This is a genomic window from Snodgrassella sp. W8135 (assembly GCF_016101225.1).
In the GTDB taxonomy this organism is placed as follows: Bacteria; Pseudomonadota; Gammaproteobacteria; order Burkholderiales; family Neisseriaceae; genus Snodgrassella; species Snodgrassella alvi.
In genome coordinates this window covers 631,160-649,146 of the sequence record NZ_JACFQX010000001.1, presented here as the reverse complement: position 1 = coordinate 649,146, position 17,987 = coordinate 631,160, and the positions used below count along the sequence as shown (strand labels likewise).

Annotated in this window: 15 protein-coding genes and 1 tRNA gene; 9 read left to right on the top strand and 7 right to left on the bottom strand. The window is 41.5% G+C overall.

Annotated features, from left to right (window positions below; all coding sequences use genetic code 11):
- Positions 1-378 precede the first annotated feature (378 nt).
- The 4 genes from H3T75_RS02760 (at position 379) to H3T75_RS02745 (ending at position 3,353) form a co-directional block, all read left to right on the top strand.
- Entirely contained in the window at positions 379-633 is a 255-nt protein-coding gene (locus tag H3T75_RS02760) for a hypothetical protein (protein ID WP_198210938.1), read from the top strand.
- A 253-nt stretch (positions 634-886) separates the two neighbouring features.
- Positions 887-2,002: a chorismate synthase gene (gene aroC / locus H3T75_RS02755; RefSeq protein WP_025330980.1), complete on the top strand. Its 1,116-nt coding sequence runs from the start codon at positions 887-889 to the stop codon at positions 2,000-2,002.
- Between the two features lie 101 nt (positions 2,003-2,103).
- A complete protein-coding gene (locus tag H3T75_RS02750; protein WP_025330981.1) occupies positions 2,104-2,541 on the top strand; it encodes a ProQ/FINO family protein in 438 nt (145 codons plus the stop codon).
- Positions 2,542-2,585: 44 nt separating this feature from the next.
- Complete coding sequence (locus H3T75_RS02745) at positions 2,586-3,353, top strand: TatD family hydrolase (protein ID WP_198210937.1); 768 nt, start codon at positions 2,586-2,588, stop codon at positions 3,351-3,353.
- Positions 3,354-3,560: 207 nt separating this feature from the next.
- On the opposite strand, the gene H3T75_RS02740 is transcribed toward H3T75_RS02745, so the two are convergent.
- The gene (locus H3T75_RS02740; RefSeq protein WP_198210936.1) at positions 3,561-5,540 is read right to left on the bottom strand and encodes a ligand-gated channel protein; all 1,980 of its coding nucleotides are present in this window, start codon (positions 5,538-5,540) and stop codon (positions 3,561-3,563) included.
- Between the two features lie 303 nt (positions 5,541-5,843).
- Positions 5,844-5,936 (bottom strand) — tRNA-Ser (locus H3T75_RS02735).
- Between the two features lie 459 nt (positions 5,937-6,395).
- Between H3T75_RS02735 and eno the strand changes: the two genes are divergently transcribed.
- The 3 genes from eno (at position 6,396) to H3T75_RS02720 (ending at position 8,698) form a co-directional block, all read left to right on the top strand.
- Positions 6,396-7,679: a phosphopyruvate hydratase gene (eno, locus tag H3T75_RS02730; RefSeq protein ID WP_198210935.1), complete on the top strand. Its 1,284-nt coding sequence runs from the start codon at positions 6,396-6,398 to the stop codon at positions 7,677-7,679.
- Between the two features lie 30 nt (positions 7,680-7,709).
- A complete protein-coding gene (gene ftsB, locus H3T75_RS02725) occupies positions 7,710-8,030 on the top strand; it encodes a cell division protein FtsB (protein ID WP_078474718.1) in 321 nt (106 codons plus the stop codon).
- 290 nt (positions 8,031-8,320) lie between these two features.
- Positions 8,321-8,698, top strand: coding sequence for an STAS/SEC14 domain-containing protein (locus H3T75_RS02720; protein WP_198209008.1), 378 nt, complete (start codon positions 8,321-8,323; stop codon positions 8,696-8,698).
- Positions 8,699-8,776: 78 nt separating this feature from the next.
- Here H3T75_RS02720 and H3T75_RS02715 read toward each other — a convergent pair whose 3' ends face one another.
- On the bottom strand, positions 8,777-9,469 hold the full coding sequence (locus tag H3T75_RS02715; RefSeq protein ID WP_198209006.1) for an alpha/beta fold hydrolase: 693 nt from the start codon (positions 9,467-9,469) through the stop codon (positions 8,777-8,779).
- Between the two features lie 217 nt (positions 9,470-9,686).
- Here H3T75_RS02715 and H3T75_RS02710 point away from each other — a divergent pair, with 217 nt between their 5' ends.
- On the top strand, positions 9,687-10,172 hold the full coding sequence (locus tag H3T75_RS02710; RefSeq protein ID WP_198209003.1) for a YbhB/YbcL family Raf kinase inhibitor-like protein: 486 nt from the start codon (positions 9,687-9,689) through the stop codon (positions 10,170-10,172).
- A gap of 77 nt (positions 10,173-10,249) precedes the next feature.
- Here H3T75_RS02710 and rbfA read toward each other — a convergent pair whose 3' ends face one another.
- The 4 genes from rbfA to rimP form a co-directional block, all read right to left on the bottom strand.
- Complete coding sequence (gene rbfA, locus H3T75_RS02705; RefSeq protein WP_025330989.1) at positions 10,250-10,621, bottom strand: 30S ribosome-binding factor RbfA; 372 nt, start codon at positions 10,619-10,621, stop codon at positions 10,250-10,252.
- An 80-nt stretch (positions 10,622-10,701) separates the two neighbouring features.
- A complete protein-coding gene (infB, locus tag H3T75_RS02700; RefSeq protein ID WP_198210934.1) occupies positions 10,702-13,623 on the bottom strand; it encodes a translation initiation factor IF-2 in 2,922 nt (973 codons plus the stop codon).
- Positions 13,624-13,633: 10 nt separating this feature from the next.
- Positions 13,634-15,121 (bottom strand): transcription termination factor NusA, encoded by a 1,488-nt coding sequence (gene nusA, locus H3T75_RS02695; RefSeq protein ID WP_174833690.1) that lies wholly within the window; start codon positions 15,119-15,121, stop codon positions 13,634-13,636.
- A 47-nt stretch (positions 15,122-15,168) separates the two neighbouring features.
- On the bottom strand, positions 15,169-15,651 hold the full coding sequence (gene rimP / locus H3T75_RS02690) for a ribosome maturation factor RimP (protein ID WP_084585112.1): 483 nt from the start codon (positions 15,649-15,651) through the stop codon (positions 15,169-15,171).
- Positions 15,652-16,092: 441 nt separating this feature from the next.
- Between rimP and H3T75_RS02685 the strand changes: the two genes are divergently transcribed.
- The gene (locus H3T75_RS02685; RefSeq protein ID WP_084551045.1) at positions 16,093-17,964 is read left to right on the top strand and encodes a potassium transporter Kup; all 1,872 of its coding nucleotides are present in this window, start codon (positions 16,093-16,095) and stop codon (positions 17,962-17,964) included.
- Positions 17,965-17,987: the final 23 nt, after the last annotated feature.

Genomic DNA, 17,987 nt, shown 5'->3' with positions numbered 1-17,987 from the left:
GCAGTTTGGCCTAATAAGCACATTTGACAATTTTTTTCTAAACGGGACATACCGTTACCAATTCAAGTGCATAAGATGGCAATTCAGTAAATGAAAATGCAGATGAGATGAGCTATGATGGGGAATTTATCAATACCCCATCATTTATAATAATAAAAAATTATTCTTTTAATGCCATATTTAATAAATATAGATAAAACAATAATATAAATCAGTAAAAATATTGATATTCTCTATATTAATAATGATACTTTCAGCTAAATGATTTTTTATTCTATACTCTCCAGATAACAAAATTACACTAATGACACCATAAATTAATTCGCCAGATAACCAGAAAGATTTATAATAAAACAATATTTCTATCCGAAGAGAATTATGAGATTAAAACTCGTTTCCCTTATTGCTTTACTTCTAGTTGGAGCATGCAGTATTGACATGCCTTCTAATGTGGCAGTCGGTATTGGTGGTGGCAATCACAATTTTGGTCTTGGTACGACAATTAACTTTCCGATTAGAACCAAGCCCGTACCATCAGAACCACCCGTTATAGCCGGTACAGAACCATCCGGCCAGCCTGAAAAACCGGCAGCAAAAACAACCGATCAGAAAAAACAGCCTATCAATAAATAAAAATATTACATTTGATTCATTATTAAATTTTACTATCCATTTAACATATTTTTTACTTATCAGGCTTATCACATCCTTATTTCTGTTGATAAGAGACAAAAATTTCTGGTAAAAAAGGTAAATTTATAACCATATCAAAGCATCTGCGCCAAAAACAAACGAACTGCCAGACAAATTATGCCTAAACCGTATAAACCATGCTAAACTCAACAGCAAAATTATTTCTGATACTGAAAATGTAAGAGTAAAACTTATGGCCGGCAATACTTTCGGACAAATCCTTACTGTTACCACCTTTGGTGAAAGCCACGGTGCTGCAATTGGTTGTATCATAGACGGGTGTCCGCCGGGACTGGCTTTAAATGAGGCCGATATTCAGCATGATCTGAACAGACGTAAACCCGGTACCAGCCGCCATGTTACTCAGCGTCGTGAAGCAGATATTGTCGAAATTCTTTCCGGCGTATTTGAAGGAAAAACCACCGGCACACCGATAGCTTTATTAATCAGAAATACTGATCAGCGCAGTAAAGATTATAGTGATATTGCTCAGAGTTTCCGCCCCGGACATGCGGACTACACATATTGGCATAAATACGGTATCAGAGATTATCGCGGCGGCGGACGTAGCTCAGCTCGTGAAACAGCTGCCCGGGTAGCAGCAGGCGCAGTAGCCAGAAAATGGTTACGTCAGCATTTTAATACTGAAATAATTGCCCATATCACCCAGATTGGTGAAAAAAATATCTCTTTTGAAGATTATGCCTATATAAACAATAATCCTTTTTTTGTCGCCAATAAAAGCCAGATTCAAGAACTGGAACAATATATGGATAGCATACGTAAAGCATGTGATTCCATCGGAGCCAAACTGCATGTTACTGCTCGTCATGTTCCGGTCGGACTGGGTGAACCGGTTTTCGATCGTCTTGATGCCGATATAGCTCATGCCATGATGGGCATTAACGCAGTTAAAGGCGTAGAAATAGGTGCAGGTTTTGAATGTATACGCCAAAAAGGTAGTGAACATGGAGATGAGCTGACACCTGAAGGATTTAGATCTAATAATGCCGGCGGTATATTAGGAGGCATCAGCAGTGGTCAGGACATACACATTAATCTGGCCATTAAACCTACCAGCAGCATTGCCACACCTCGTCATTCAATAGATATTCATGGCAAGCCGGTTCTACTATCGACCCAAGGTCGTCACGATCCTTGTGTCGGACTGCGCGCAGCGCCAATTGCCGAAGCAATGCTTGCTTTGGTTCTCATGGATCATGCTTTACGCCAGCGTGCACAAAATGCTGATATTCACGTAGATACACCTGATATTGCTCATTATTTATCTGATGAAGCTAATATCTGAATATTTTTTATAGCCATAACTGCAAAGTTATCATCTGTATCAATGATTTAATTCATTATTATTTCATTGAAATGGCCATAAACCCACAAGGAAGTAACTTTATGAGTCAAGAAACCGCTTTGGGTGCAGCCCTGAAATCAGCTGTACAGACCATGAGCAAAAAAAAGCAAACTGATATGATTGCCGAACATATCTATCGCAAATATGATGTATTTAAGCATTTTAAACCATTGGCAATCGGCATTGATCAGGATTTAATTACTGCATTACCACAATATGATCCTGCTCTTATAGCACGCGTTCTGGCCAATCACTGCCGCCGGCCGCGATATATCAAATCTCTGGCACGCGGAGGAAAGCGTTTTGATTTGAATAACCGCTTTAAAGGTGAAGTTTCACCAGAAGAGCAGGCTATTGCTAAACAACATCCCTCTATGCAGACAGCAAAACCGGCATCAGCAACTGAAGTCGCAGAAACCCCCTCTGCAAAAGCTGAAACTGATCATAGCAGTAGCAGCGAAGAATCATCACAGAACTGATACCAGCAGATACACGAGCCCTCAAGCTCGTGTTTTTTATTCTCATGCTATTTGACAGCCACTGCCATCTCAATCACAGCCCCCTGACAGAAAATTTAACCCAAGTACTGCAACAGGCTGCTGATAAACATATTGGTCATTTTCTCGTACCCGCTACCAGTCCTGCTGACTGGCTGACAACCACCGAACTTCAAGAAGCTTATTCTTGCATATATGCGGCAATAGGCATTCATCCCTGGTATATCAACAGTCACAATGATTCTGCACTCAATCAACTCGAATCATTACTACATACACATCCAGATATTATGATGGGAGAAATTGGTCTGGATTTTGCACGAATAAATAACACAGCAGACAAAAATTTGCAGATTAACTGTTTTGAAGCCCAACTAAGAATGGCCAAATCTCTGCAGCGTCCTGTCATTATTCATAACGTCCATGCTACCGATGCTTGCATACACAGTATTAAACGTTGCCAATTTACTTTTGGCGGGATTGCTCATGCCTTTTCCGGCAGTATGGAAGAAGCACAGGCTTGGATTAAGCATGGTTTTTTTATTGGTGTTGGTTCTTTATTATTACGAACACAGGCAAAAAAAATTCGGCACATTGCCGAAAAGCTACCTTTACAACATATAGTAATCGAAACTGATGCACCTTATATGTCTCCTCTGCCGCATCAGAATAACACTCCTGATAATTTACGCCAGATTGCTGAAATCATAGCCGGCTTGCGCAATAGTCACTGGCAGGATATAGCTTCCATTACTAGCAAAAATACGTTTCAAGTTATTTCACAAAAAACTTAGTCTCAGTATTATTTATTAACTGAAAGAATCATTGGTGAAAGGCATGAATAACACTAGAATGTTTTTTGCTTAGTACTCATATACAGAAATTTAAATAACTATTCATCATTAGGAATCTGCCAGCTTTCAATAATTGAAAGCTGGCAGATTTATACTTTTTCAAAAATTAATAATAAGAAATTATTTTGAAACAGCAATAACTTCGGATTAGAAATTAACTTGTGCACTGATACTATAACGGCGCCCATCCAGAGTACGACCATAATCTTTCTGATCAACTCTTTTATCAAATATATTATAAATACCGCCACTTAAAATCAGATCTTTTTTCGGTTTAAATACCAATCCTGTATCTACAAAACCATATGATGGCTTACCAATTGCCATTGAGGTCCGTGACAGATAATCTGAAGTTCTGCTGCGGAAATTCCATCTGGCCCATGTAGATAATTTTTCCGTCGCATTCCAGTTAAGCGTGGTATTAAACATATTTTTCGGCATTTCATTTAATGGCTTACCACTAAACTGACCACTCTTCTGCTCACTATGTGTATAGGTATAATTCGCAGACCAGTCTACTTTTGGTGTAATTTTCCAGCCAAATGTTGCTTCTATACCGCGTAAAACTGCTTTATCCACATTTTCGCGCTGACTGATAAAGTCAAAATACTCATTACGCCAAGAACAGGCATTTGAACCGGCCTTACCCTGACAGGTACGTACTTCCGTTATTTTGTTTTTAAACTTTGTATAATAAGTAGTTAAACCAGCAGAAAGATTACGGTTATTATCCCAGTTGAAACTGATTTCGAAATTATCTGATTTTTCCGGTTTCAGATTTGAGTTACCTATAATAATACCATTAGAATATCCACCACCGGTTACCTGCCCCCAGCCATCTGATGCTGCACGCAGTGCAGGTGCTTTATAACCACGGGAATAACCACCCTTTATTGTCCATTCTTTATTAGGCGTCCATACACCATAAAACTTTGGAGTGATCTCAGAACCATAATTTTCATCATGATCCAGTCGTGCTGCACCAGTCAGTGCAAATGTTGGTACGATACGCCATTCATCCTGTCCGAAAACTGCCCAAGAATCACGCTCCAGATGAGTTAACCGCCGCCCGTTAATAACAAGCTGGTTACCAGTATCATTCAGTTCTTCCCGTTGCCATCTGCCGCCGATGCTCAAAGTATGTTTATTCAGGCGAAACTGAGTCTGGGTATTAAAAATAGTATTTTTTTCATGCATATCACGTGATGGATTATCATTTTCCTCACGCTGAACATATGTCTGAGTATCAATTTTATCGTAGTAGCCACGATGAGTAATACTATACTGATTGCGATCATACAGCGTGTAATCATCTGTAGGTTTTACACCCCTGCGCGGTGCTGTATCAATTGTTTTACCTACTTTACCATTGCGATTCTGTAAACTTCGGTTTAATTCAAAATCAATTGTATTTTTATCATCCGGTGTCCAGGACAGAACCAGATCACCGTTGCGCATACGCTGTTCTTTATAGCCGCCGATAAATTTATCTTCATCGCGGTGAGAATATCCTGCATTAACACGGATACCTAATTTATCCTGAATTAACGGACCGGAAACATAAACGCTGCTTTGCAGAGTATTACCGCTATTACTATGCTGTTGTATAGTAGCATCTGCCTTAATTGAACCAGTCCAGTCAGCAGCTGTTTTTTTGGTAATGATATTAATCACCCCACCCATTGCATCGGATCCATATAAAGCTGAAGCAGGACCACGAATCACCTCAATCCTCTGAATCGCTGAAATTGGTGGCATCCAGCCCTGCTCAATTCCCGGACCATCGGAATTAGGACGAACCCCGCGCGAATTGACCCGTTTGCCATCTATCAGCAACATAGTATAAGCACCCGACATCCCACGGATACTGATATCTTTCGTACTGCCACCACCGGTTACTACCACTCCTGGTATATCCAGCAAAGCATCAGTGACATCGTGATATTCCTTAGTTTCGAGTTCTTTGGCATTAATCACAGTAATTGATGCTGCTGCATTTTTTGCCTGTTGTTTAAATCCCGAAGCTGTTACCACTACATCATCCAGTACTGCTTCTGCAGCATATAACGGAGATATTAAAGTTGAGAGTAATGCCAGTGAAAACGAATGGTGAACCAGTTTACGCATAATGAAGACGGACCTCTGACGAATTTATTTTAATAAAATTTAAATAAATTATTTAGTTAAATTCATTTAAATGATAATAGTAATCATTATATAATTTAACATAAATATACCTAAAAAGCATCAGATTTATTGACAAAATATAAAAAAGAATACCATTTGAGTTGGCGTAGGTATTATGTCATGGCAAGTAATGACATAACTAAATGATTTGAAAATAAGATTTACCAATAGCGATACATACTCTCATTTTAAAACCAGTAAATAAAAAATCCCTGAAATTTAATTCAGGGATTTTTTGTAATATGGCGGAGAGTAAGGGATTCGAACCCTTGATACAGGTTTTGCCCGTATACTCCCTTAGCAGGGGAGCGCCTTCGACCACTCGGCCAACTCTCCGTAGAGAAGTTGCGAACTATACCTAATCAACTCTTAACTGTCAAACAAAAATATACAAAAAAAACTCCGAAATGATGCCCTATTTGCTAACACTATAGCAGTAAACAACATTTTCTTTACGCCTATAAACCACCGATGGATACAAATCTGAGCTATACTAAAATTCAGATCTCAGATAAAGTTGATATATAGCCACCATAAGTTCCTGAGAGTTTTAGCTGATTCTCCAAAGCACCTTTAACAGAAATCAATTTGTTTACTTTATATAATAAACATATGCTACCTGATTGTTCTATTTAATTTACTGCTCAAAAAATCAAGTGTAAATTACCCTTTTCTCATACTCAGCCTCCGGTATAATACAAAGTTTAACCATCTGGTCAACCCGATGACTGGCAAAATTATTGTTTGTAGTCTTTATCGCATAACAATATAAAATTTAAAATTCTGGAGACTTGCATGAGTGCAATTATTGACATCTTTGCGCGTGAAATACTGGATTCACGCGGTAACCCGACAGTTGAATGTGATGTTCTGCTTGAATCTGGGGTAATGGGCAGAGCTGCCGTGCCTTCCGGCGCGTCTACCGGTGAAAAAGAAGCACTGGAACTGCGTGACGGCGATAAACAGCGGTATTTGGGCAAAGGTGTATTACAGGCTGTAGAGAATGTTAATAATGAAATTGCACAGGCACTTATCGGCATTGATGCCAGTGAACAAAGCTATATCGACCAGATTATGATTGATCTGGACGGTACTGATAATAAAGGTCGCCTTGGAGCCAATGCTACGCTGGCAGTTTCACTGGCAGTTGCCCGTGCTGCAGCAGAAGATGCCGGTTTGCCACTATATCGTTATATAGGCGGTGCCGGGCCAATGTCCATGCCTGTTCCGATGATGAATGTTATCAATGGCGGTGCACATGCCAATAATAGCCTTGATATTCAGGAATTCATGATTATGCCGGTGGGCGCAGAATCTTTTCGTCAGGCATTGCGCTGTGGTGCTGAAGTATTTCACCATCTGAAAAAATTATGTAATGATAAAGGTATGTCTACCAGTGTTGGTGATGAAGGCGGTTTTGCGCCAGATTTAGCCAGTCATGAAGAAGCCATTCAGCTGATTCTGTCTGCTGTAGAGGCAGCAGGCTATATTCCGGGCAAAGATATCGTACTGGCTCTGGATTGCGCTTCCAGTGAGTTTTACAAAAACGGGCATTATGAATTAACTGCAGAAAATCTGAGCCTGACCAGTGCCGAGTTTGCTGACTACCTGACTGACCTTGTTAACAAATACCCTATTGTGTCTATTGAAGACGGTATGAGCGAGCACGACTGGGAAGGCTGGAAACTTCTGACAGAACGTCTGGGTAAAAAAGTACAGCTGGTTGGTGATGATCTGTTTGTTACCAATCCGGCTATTTTAAGCGAAGGTATAACCCAGGGTCTGGCTAACTCACTTCTGGTTAAGGTCAATCAGATTGGTACATTGTCCGAGACACTTAAAGCGGTAGATTTAGCCAAACGCTTTGGCTATACCAGTGTAATGAGCCATCGCTCCGGCGAAACCGAAGACAGCACCATAGCTGATCTGGCTGTAGGTATAAACTGCATGCAAATTAAAACTGGTTCACTTTCACGCTCTGATCGTATTGCGAAATATAATCAGTTGCTGCGAATTGAAGAAGAACTTGGTTCTGCAGCCTACTATCCCGGTAAAAAAGCTTTTTATCAGCTTAGCTAATTCTGATATGGAATATTATAGGCAAATAAAATGAAGTGGGTAACCTGGGTACTGTTATTTGCATTGGCCGGTTTACAATACGACTTGTGGATGGGGCATGGCGGCTGGCACGATATGTGGAATCTGGAGAACAACGTCATAAATCAGAATGCCAGTAATGAAACCCTGATACAGCGTAATCGTGCTCTTACCGCCGAAATTAAAGATCTTGCCGATGGAAAAGATGCAATAAATGAAATGGCCCGGGATAAACTGGGTTATATACAGGATGGCGAAGTTTTCTATCGTTTTGTACCTTCAGGCACACTTGTAACTACTACAAGTAATCAGAATAATATTCCTCAAAGATAAAAAACACTTTGGCATTACCAAACCAGCAGTTTTTAGTACTAAAAACTGCTGGTTTTATCTTATAGCAATAAATTGCAATATATTCTATTTCCGACAGATGATTTAATTTGACTAACAAAATCCATCAACCTATAGCTTGGTTGTATCAATACCACAGCTTTTAAAATTTTCTAATCAATATCAGAATAGACTTAAAAGAATCATAGCCAATGTATTAATCAATTAGTATGATATTTTAAAATCTGCTGAATCAGCTAAGATAAATTGTTCAGGGCATTAAAGGCAAATATATGATTTCTATCCATCAGAAAAGTTACGGTTTAGACGTTGTACTATACAATGAATTTACACTGGAAGACTTTCATCAGCTGGAAAAAGCTTTGTTAAAAGCCATTGAACACATTCATTTACCTAATTTGTTACTTGATCTAAGCCAGATGAAAGATTTCACTATAGATATGGCTTTAGAACATCTCAGATTTCTTCGTCAGCATGCTCATGATTTTGGTCGCACGGCTATTGTCGTTGACGATATTTGGATTCGTATAGGTATACGTCTTGCTAATTTACTAACTTTGCAACGACCCAGATATTTTAGTGATACAGCTACAGCACAAAAATGGCTGGAACAGAATACACAGAATTCAAATGTCATACGCAATAATTAACCGCTTGATTTATCAGTAAGCATGCTTAATATATTTACCTGATAAAACCAGGAATTTTTTTAATTAAATTTAATTACATCAAAGCTGATTGAGCCAGCAGAATATCGTTTCAGCTAATATTTCCGGTTGCTCCAGTGGCAACATATGCCCGCTATTTTCAATTATTTTCAGACTAGCCTGAGGTATAAATTCCTGCAACTCCTTAGCTTCATCGATAGAGCGCATCTGATCCTGCGCAGCAGCAATAATCAAAGTCGGGCAGGAAATTTTCTGACCTGTCGGAGTTTTACGGTTTAGCAAAGATTGTCTGCTTAACACATCAAAACCCAAACGTTCACTCATCTGCCGGATTCTGCTAATCATCTCTTGATTATTTTGATTATCAGGTCGCAACGTCTGAATTATAGCTTTATGCCCCAAACCACGAAAATTTAAATGCTGCTGAATTTGTAAAGTATTTTGTTTTGCTGCATATTGCTGTGGTGTATCCTCACGCAATGAAGTAGCAATTAAGACAAGGGCGGCAACCCGCTGCGGATACTGGGCGGCCAGTGTTCTTGCAACATAGCCGCCAAGCGAAAAACCAATGAGCACAAAACGTTCAGGAGCTGAAACAGCAATATTTTCTGCCATAGCAGCAATACTGTCTCCGTTTGCCAGTGATGCACATAATACCGGCTGGGATTCAGCCAAATTAGCTTTCATATCATCCCATAATGTTTCATCCAGCATAAAACCAGGAATGCATACCCAAGGTAATATTTCTTTCATCTTGATAATCTCAATAGAGCAAATCACTGGCCTGATATTCTATAACAGTTTATCAATCAGCCAAATTAATGTTTGCAATTATTTTGCTACCAATCTAAAACCCTTTTAACTGATTTCATTATTATTTATTATTCTTACATTGCGTTGACTTAATTAACCTTATCCAGCAAAATTAAATCACCACATATCTTATCTTCTAATGACATTGAGAAATATAATGCCAAATACATTTACTTTAACCAGTCCTGAATTCAAAAACGGCGACACTGTTGATTCCTCTTATCAAAGTGATCGTGACAACCAGTCTCCTGCTTTAATTTGGGAAAATGCGCCAGCCGAAACCAAAAGTTTTGCAATTCAATGCCATGATCCTGATGCGCCTACAGGAGGTGCAGGCTGGTGGCATTGGATGGCTATTAATCTGCCAAAAGACTTAACTGAACTGAAAAGAAATGCTGGTGCAGAAGGAGGGCAGAATTTACCTGCCGGAACACGTCAGCTACGTAACGAGACCGGAACTTTAGGTTACTCGGGTTTTTATCCGCCAGTAGGTCATCCGCCCCATCGTTATATTTTTACTGTTTATGCTCTGAATACCGATAAAATTGATTTACCCGAGGATGCAACTACTAGTTATGCGGGTTTTGTAGTGAATAGTCATGCCATTGCCAAAGCCTCAGTAATGGTTCACTATGGTCGCTAAATTCATAATATAAATCAGGTTAAATAATATAAAAAGAGGTTGTCCAAGATTGGACAACCTCTTTTTTTAAGCTTGATTTAATCTTCAACCGGTTTTTCTTTAGACACTTTATCAATCAAATGCGAAATACTCATACCTCGTTCAAGCGAGTCATCATAAATGAACGTCAGCTCAGGTGTACGGAATAAAGTTATTCGACGAGCCAGTTCGCTACGCAAATAACCCTTAGCATGTTCCAGTGCTTCTTCGGTTACAGCACGGGTACTGTCATCCAGCACAGTGTAATAAATAGTAGCATGACTATAATCGCGGGTTACTTCTACTTCATTAATTGTAATAAAACCGGCACGCGGATCTTTGAGACCAACACGCACAAGTTCGGCCAGTTCACGCATAATCTGCTCTTTGACACGATCCTGACGAGCATAACCACGCTGAGGTTTACGCATAATCATTCCTTTCTGTGATCAGGCCAGTAAATTCAGGCAGCCGGAAGCTTCTCTGGCTGCCTGTTATACCCTAAATCATTTTAAAGCTTACGTGCAACTTCAACCACTTCAAAGACTTCCAGCTGATCACCTTCCATAATTTCATTGAAGTTTTTCAGCATCAGACCACATTCGAAGCCTTGACGTACTTCCTTAACATCATCCTTAAAGCGTTTTAACGAAGCCAGTTCACCTGTATGCACAACCACATTATTACGGATTAACCGAACATGAGAATCACGTTTGATTAAACCATCAGTTACCATACAGCCAGCGATATTACCCACTTTTGATACGTTAATAACCTGACGGATTTCTACTGTACCAATCACATTTTCTTTTTGCTCTGGTGCTAGCATACCGCTTAAAGCTGCCTTCACATCATCAATAGCATCATAAATGATATTGTAATATCGAATCTCAATACCCTCATGTTCAGCCAGTTTACGTGCAGTGGCATCAGCACGTACATTAAAGCCGATGATAACTGCGCCCGAGGCGATAGCCAGATTCACATCAGATTCTGTCACACCACCTACACCACTATGCAATACATCAACCCGTACTTCATTAGTAGACAGTTTACGTAAACTACCTGCTAAGGCCTCATAAGAACCCTGAACATCTGCTTTAATAATGATCGGCAAACTTTGCGCCTGATTTTCACCCATGTTGTTAAACATGTTTTCCAGTTTGGCGGCCTGCTGTTTAGCCAGTCGTACATCACGATATTTACCCTGACGGAACAGAGCAATTTCACGTGCTTTTTTCTCATCGGTCAGTACAATAAAATCTTCACCGGCATTAGGTACGTCTGACAAGCCCAGGATTTCTACCGGGATAGATGGACCAGCATCAGTAATGGTTTTGCCGTTCTCATCTACCATGGCACGTACACGACCAAAAGTCGTACCGGCAAGCACAACATCACCTTTACGCAATGTACCGCTTTGTACCAGCAAGGTTGCTACCGCACCACGCCCTTTATCCAGACGTGACTCGACAACAATACCTTTAGCAGCTGAATCTACAGGTGCTTTCAGCTCCAGAACATCTGCTTCCAGCAATACTGCTTCCAGCAATGCATCAATATTGGTGCCCTGTTTGGCCGAAACATCAATAAACTGTACATCACCACCCCATGAATCAGGGATGACTTCATGTGCTGTTAGTTCCTGACGAATACGTTCAGGATTGGCACCTTCTTTATCAATTTTATTTACAGCCACCACTAAAGGTACTTTTGCAGCTTTAGCATGTGCAATGGCTTCAATAGTCTGAGGCATTACTCCATCATCAGCGGCCACCACCAGAATCACAATATCGGTAGCCTGCGCACCGCGGGCACGCATAGCAGTAAATGCTTCATGACCCGGTGTATCCAGGAATGTAATTACACCGCGCGGTGTTTCCACATGATAGGCACCAATATGCTGTGTAATACCACCTGCTTCACCCTGCACAACACGGGCACGGCGAATATAGTCCAGTAAGGATGTTTTACCATGATCTACATGCCCCATCACAGTAACTACCGGCGGACGGGGTAATTTTTCAGCCTCAGTAACGGTAGTATCTTCATCCAGAAAGGCTTCAGGATCATCAGCTGCAGCAGCCTTACCAATATGCCCCATTTCTTCTACTACAATCAGAGCAGTTTCCTGATCCAGTGACTGGTTGATGGTCACCATCATACCCATCTTCATCAGGGTTTTAATCACTTCTGCAGCCTTAACAGCCATTTTGTGTGCGAGCTCAGCAGCTGTGATGGTTTCCGGCACCAGCACTTCATGAACTACAGGTTCAGTAGGTGCCTGGAAGGCATGCTGATTCGGTTCCAATTTAAGCTGTTTCTTACCACCTTTTTTACCACCTCGTCTGCTGCTGCGCCCCTCTTCTGAGTTAGTCGCATCTGCCGAGCGCCGGTTTTTACCACCGCGCGCTGATTTACCTTTTGGCATATCGTCTTCACGCTGATGACGCTGCTCATCTTTTTTACGCCGGCCTGTTGATTCAGACACGTTTTCTGCTGCTTTCGGTGCATTACTGCTCACCGGTTTTTTCTCAGTTGGCTTAGCCGAACGCACTTCAGCAGTTTTCTGCTCACTAACTGCTTTACTTTCTTCCTTAGCCTGCTGTTTAGCTGCTTCGCGCCGTGCCTGACGTTCCTGTTTTTGTTTCAGTAACATTTCACGATGAGCGCGCATAGCTTCAGCACGTCTGGCTTCTTCATCACGCTGAGCCTGCTCTTCAGGACTGATAATCGGCTTGGCTGCTTCAGCCTTAAGTGCAGCCAAATCAATTTTTTTCGCATTCCGGTTACGGTTGTTGCGCTTGGATTTAGGCTGCTCGGTTTTGTCTGCTGCCGGTTTTTTATCAGCAGGTACTTCTGCAGGCTGAGCTGCTGCTTTCTGTTGCTGTTTCACTTCCTGTTTTACCACTTCTGTCTGCACAGACTCCACTTTAGGTTTCTGTTCGGTTTTACTGGCAGCCGCTGCTGCTTTCAGACGCGCTGCTTCTGCAGCCGCTGCCGCAGCAGATTCTTCTCTGCGTCGCGCTTCGGCCTGTTCTTCAGCAGTCTTTCTTGCCTGTTCTTCAGTCTCAGTATCTGCTGTTTTCACCGGTTCGGATTCAGGCTGGGGAAGATTTTGTTTTTCTTCTGTTTGTCTGTTTTCCTGTTCTTCCGGCGGTACAGCAATACGGCGCCGGCGGCGGGTTTCAACTTCAACACCGCCAACAGTACTTTTTTCAGCTGGTTTTTTACGATTCAGTGTGATAGTACCAGCAGACTGACTACCATTAGCCTGCTTTAAATAAACCAGCAACTGTTTCTTGTCTGCAGCTGTCAGTTTATCCGACGCTGCCTGTTTATGTACTCCGGCTTCGGCTAACTGTTCCAGCAACCTTGAAGTTGATAAATGCAGTTCCGAGGCAAATTGTTCTACAGTTATTTGATTACTCATTCGCGTACCCTCATACTTCGTCAAACCAGTGGGCGCGTGCTGCCATCACCACTTTCTTGGCGGTTTCCTCATCAATGCCTGTAATTTCAATCAGTTCATCTACTGACAATTCGGCCAGATCATCACGGGTTTTAATTCCTTCATTGGCCAGATCATGCAGCATTTCCTGATCAACACCTTCCAGATTTTTCAAATCTTCGTCCATGTGCTCTAACTGCTCTTCAGAGGCAATGGCCAGGGTTAAAATGGCATCACGGGCACGATTACGCAATTCTTCTACCGTACTTTCATCAAAACCCTCAATTTCCAGCATTTCCTGAACAGGAACATAAGCCACTTCTTCCAGGCTGGTAAAACCTTCCTGAACCAAGACCTCAGCAACATTTTCATCAACACCCAGGTTATTGATAAACAGTTCACGTATGGCTTTATCTTCAGCCTCATGGCGTTCCTGAGCCTCATCCACAGTCATGATGTTCAGCTGCCAACCTGTTAGTTCGGCTGCCAGACGTACATTCTGTCCGCCACGCCCGATTGCCAGGGCCAGCTGATCTTCTGCCACAATCACATCAACAGAATGATGATCTTCATCTATCAGAATGCGAGTTACTTCGGCCGGACTCAGTGCATTAATCACAAACTGTGCAGTTTCTGGTGACCACAGCACAACATCAATACGCTCACCTGCTAACTCTTCGGTTACTGCATTGACACGCGAACCGCGTACGCCAATACAGGTACCCTGCGGATCAATACGTGCATCATTGGATTTCACAGCAATTTTGGCACGTAAACCCGGATCACGGGTTACTTCCTTGATTTCCAGCAAGCCGTCTTCAATTTCCGGCACTTCCATTTCGAACAGTTTTAACAGGAATTCACGCGAAGTACGTGTCAGAATAACCTGACTGCGGTTACCAATCTGATCTACCCTTAAAAACAAAGCCCGTACTCTGTCACCATTACGGAAGTTTTCGCGCGGAATCATCTGATCCCGCGGCAACAGTGCTTCCAGACGACCAATTTCCACGATTGCACCGTGTCGTTCCACACGTTTAATCGTACCCAGAACAAGGCTATCCTTACGCTGCAAAAATTCGTTTAAAATCTGTTCACGTTCTGCATCGCGAATGCGCTGCAAAATAACCTGTTTGGCTGTCTGTGCGCCGATCCGGCCAAATTCCACATTTTCGATCGGTTCTTCGTAATACTCACCAATCTGCAGGGTAGTTCCTGGAATTTCTTCCTGAATTTCTTCAATGGTTTTTTGAATATCAGGATAGGTATAATCCTCATCAGCCACAATCAGCCAGCGACGAAAACTACTATAATCGCCGGTATTGCGGTTAATCACTACCCGAACATCCATATTTTCACGCTCAGTTTTTTTCTTTGCCGCACTGGCCAGAGCAAATTCCAGCGCGCTGAATACTACTTCTGTATCTACATTTTTTTCACTCGCCAAAGCTTCGGCCAGTAGTAAAATTTCACGACTCATTTAATTCTCCTTGTAAGCCTTTGCTTACAAAAATATGAAATTTCAATTTAAAAATCAAATTCTGGTTTTAAACGTGCTTTATCAATATTCTGCCATTCTATTAAAACTGTCTTACCGGCTGCCACAGCAGCACGTTTGGCCCGACGCGCTTCATTAATTTCTTCCAGCGTAATACTGATTAAATCGTTTTCATCAATACCATTAATCCGGCCAATAAAATTCTTTTGCCCGTCTATAGGCAAACGTGTCTTAATCTTGGCCAGTTGCCCGGTAAAACGCGTAAAATCTGCCGGTTTGGTTAAAGGACGGTCTAAGCCCGGGCTGGAAATTTCCAGACGCTGATAATCCACATCCTCTACAGCCAATACCCGGCTTAAATGATTACTGACCGCAACACAATCATCCAGGGAAATACCGCCTTCTGCCTTATCAATAAAGACGCGTAAATCCCCCTGAGCAGTCAGCTCATAATTAACCAGCTCATAGCCCAGACCCGGCAAAGTTTTTTCTAAAATGCCCTGAATATCCATCTGTGCTCCATAAAAACAAAAAAATGGCCTTAGGGCCATTTCTCAATAATTCGAAAAATTTCTTTATTTTAACTCATTGTTGAAAAAAAAGAAACCACCTGCCATTATTCAAATTTAAAATTAATACCGATTAGCACAAACATATCAATTAATTGCGTCATCGGCACTGTATAATCACTGTCTGAAATCAGTCATAATAATTAACATTATGTAAATTTTTCATAACAAATTATGAAATAATGTCAACAATTTACCGTTTCGTTCAGATATACTGATAAATGATGCATCTGCATCATATCCAAAAGCACAAAATTAATATGAATTAATTATAAGTTGCTATGACTATTGAATAAAAAACTAAAGAAACTCACACTTAAGGGATTGGCTAAAGTTGACGTTAAGACTAAACTGCACTCCCCTATAATCACTAGAGGTAAATAAATGCGTAAACAGTTTTCTGCCAATACCGCAATGACACTGGCTGCATTGGGTATTGTTTACGGTGACATTGGAACCAGTCCTCTGTATGCCTTAAAAGAAAGCTTCCGCGCTTCTACAATCGCTCCCACACAAACTAATGTACTGGGCTTTGTTTCTTTGATTGTATGGTCATTACTCCTGATCGTTACTCTGAAATATGTTCTGTTTATTCTGCGAGCCGATAATAATGGTGAAGGCGGCGTTGTTGTACTGATGCAGCAGGCAATGCAGCATCTTAAGGGTAAACCTGTATGGATTGTGATGATGATGGGGCTTACCGGCACCGCCCTTTTTTACGGTGATGCCATGATTACGCCGGCCGTATCGGTTTTATCCGCTGCAGAAGGGTTAACGGTAATCAGTGAAAACTTCCGCCCTTATGTTATGCCTATAGCATTGATTATCCTGTTCGGACTTTTTTTCATTCAAAAAAAAGGTACACACAAAATCGGTACACTGTTTGGTCCGGTTATGCTGATATGGTTTAGTGCTATTGCACTGATAGGCCTGTATCAGATAGTTCAGGCTCCGAAAATTATTCTTGCTTTCAGCCCTTTCTATGCAATTAATTTTGCCATTAATCATGGCTGGGACGGTTTTATCGGGCTAGGCTGCGTTGTACTGGCTGTAACCGGTGCAGAAGCCCTCTATGCCGATATGGGACATTTTGGTCGTAAACCAATCCAGACAGCATGGATAAAAATTGTTTTACCTAGTCTGATTATCAATTATCTGGGTCAGGGTGCCCTGATTCTGCATAATCCGAATGCAATTAATAACCCGTTTTTTCTCAGCGCACCGCACTGGCTATTGATTCCATTAATTATTCTGGCTACTTTTGCAACTATTATTGCCAGTCAGGCCGTTATTGCCGGAGCTTACTCGCTTACCCGTCAGGCAATACAGCTTGGCTTTGCCCCACGCATGAATATTATCCATACCAATAATGAAGAAGTTGGTCAGATTTACCTGCCGCTGGTTAACTGGCTGTTACTGGTAGCAGTCACATTAGTAGTACTGGCTTTTCACGATTCAGAACATCTGGCTTCAGCTTACGGTATTGCAGTTACGGGTACCATGGTTATTACCTCATGTCTGTTCTGCGTAGTAATGATTAAAAACTGGCGCTGGCCAATCCCGCTTGCCTTACTGCTTACTTCGGTTTTTCTGTGTTTTGATCTGGTTTTCTTCAGCAGTAACCTGCTAAAACTAATTCATGGCGGCTGGTTCCCGGTAATGGTAGCCCTGATTGTGGTTACATTATTCTCAACATGGCGTCGCGGACAGGCACAATTGCTACAGGCACAGCAAAATCAGGAATTTTCATTGGATAATTTTGTTGAAAACCTGCACGACTACCCGCCTCAGATTGTTTCCGGCAATGCAGTATTCATGGTTTCCGACCCGTTCAGCATTCCACGAGCACTCCTGCATAATCTGAAACACAATAAAGTACTGCATAGCTATAATGTATTGCTCAGCGTCAAAACCAAAGAAATACCCTATGTAGCCGATAATGACCGTATTGCCATGAAACAGATTGGTCACCGCTTTACCAGAGTCATCGCCAATTATGGTTTTCAGGAAACAGCCAATATCACCCATATTCTGAAATTGATGGCTGAACAAGGAATTAAACTTGATACCATGGATACCTCTTTTTTTCTGTCACACGACAGCATTGTTGTTGCCGCCAAAACCAAACATGGCAATATGGGGCGGTTACGTGCACGCCTTTTCAAATGGTTATATAAAAACAGTGCTTCAGCCGGTAATTACTATCATATACCGGCTAACCGCGTCGTCGAACTCGGCGCTCAGGTCGTGATTTAACTACACAGCAATTGCAAAAAATT

Coding starts and splice junctions, on each gene's coding strand:
- H3T75_RS02760 (WP_198210938.1), top strand. CDS start 379: ATGAGATTAAAACTCGTTTCCCTTATTGCTTTACTTCTAGTTGGAGCA.
- aroC (WP_025330980.1), top strand. CDS start 887: ATGGCCGGCAATACTTTCGGACAAATCCTTACTGTTACCACCTTTGGT.
- H3T75_RS02750 (WP_025330981.1), top strand. CDS start 2,104: ATGAGTCAAGAAACCGCTTTGGGTGCAGCCCTGAAATCAGCTGTACAG.
- H3T75_RS02745 (WP_198210937.1), top strand. CDS start 2,586: ATGCTATTTGACAGCCACTGCCATCTCAATCACAGCCCCCTGACAGAA.
- H3T75_RS02740 (WP_198210936.1), bottom strand. CDS start 5,540: ATGCGTAAACTGGTTCACCATTCGTTTTCACTGGCATTACTCTCAACT.
- eno (WP_198210935.1), top strand. CDS start 6,396: ATGAGTGCAATTATTGACATCTTTGCGCGTGAAATACTGGATTCACGC.
- ftsB (WP_078474718.1), top strand. CDS start 7,710: ATGAAGTGGGTAACCTGGGTACTGTTATTTGCATTGGCCGGTTTACAA.
- H3T75_RS02720 (WP_198209008.1), top strand. CDS start 8,321: ATGATTTCTATCCATCAGAAAAGTTACGGTTTAGACGTTGTACTATAC.
- H3T75_RS02715 (WP_198209006.1), bottom strand. CDS start 9,469: ATGAAAGAAATATTACCTTGGGTATGCATTCCTGGTTTTATGCTGGAT.
- H3T75_RS02710 (WP_198209003.1), top strand. CDS start 9,687: ATGCCAAATACATTTACTTTAACCAGTCCTGAATTCAAAAACGGCGAC.
- rbfA (WP_025330989.1), bottom strand. CDS start 10,621: ATGCGTAAACCTCAGCGTGGTTATGCTCGTCAGGATCGTGTCAAAGAG.
- infB (WP_198210934.1), bottom strand. CDS start 13,623: ATGAGTAATCAAATAACTGTAGAACAATTTGCCTCGGAACTGCATTTA.
- nusA (WP_174833690.1), bottom strand. CDS start 15,121: ATGAGTCGTGAAATTTTACTACTGGCCGAAGCTTTGGCGAGTGAAAAA.
- rimP (WP_084585112.1), bottom strand. CDS start 15,651: ATGGATATTCAGGGCATTTTAGAAAAAACTTTGCCGGGTCTGGGCTAT.
- H3T75_RS02685 (WP_084551045.1), top strand. CDS start 16,093: ATGCGTAAACAGTTTTCTGCCAATACCGCAATGACACTGGCTGCATTG.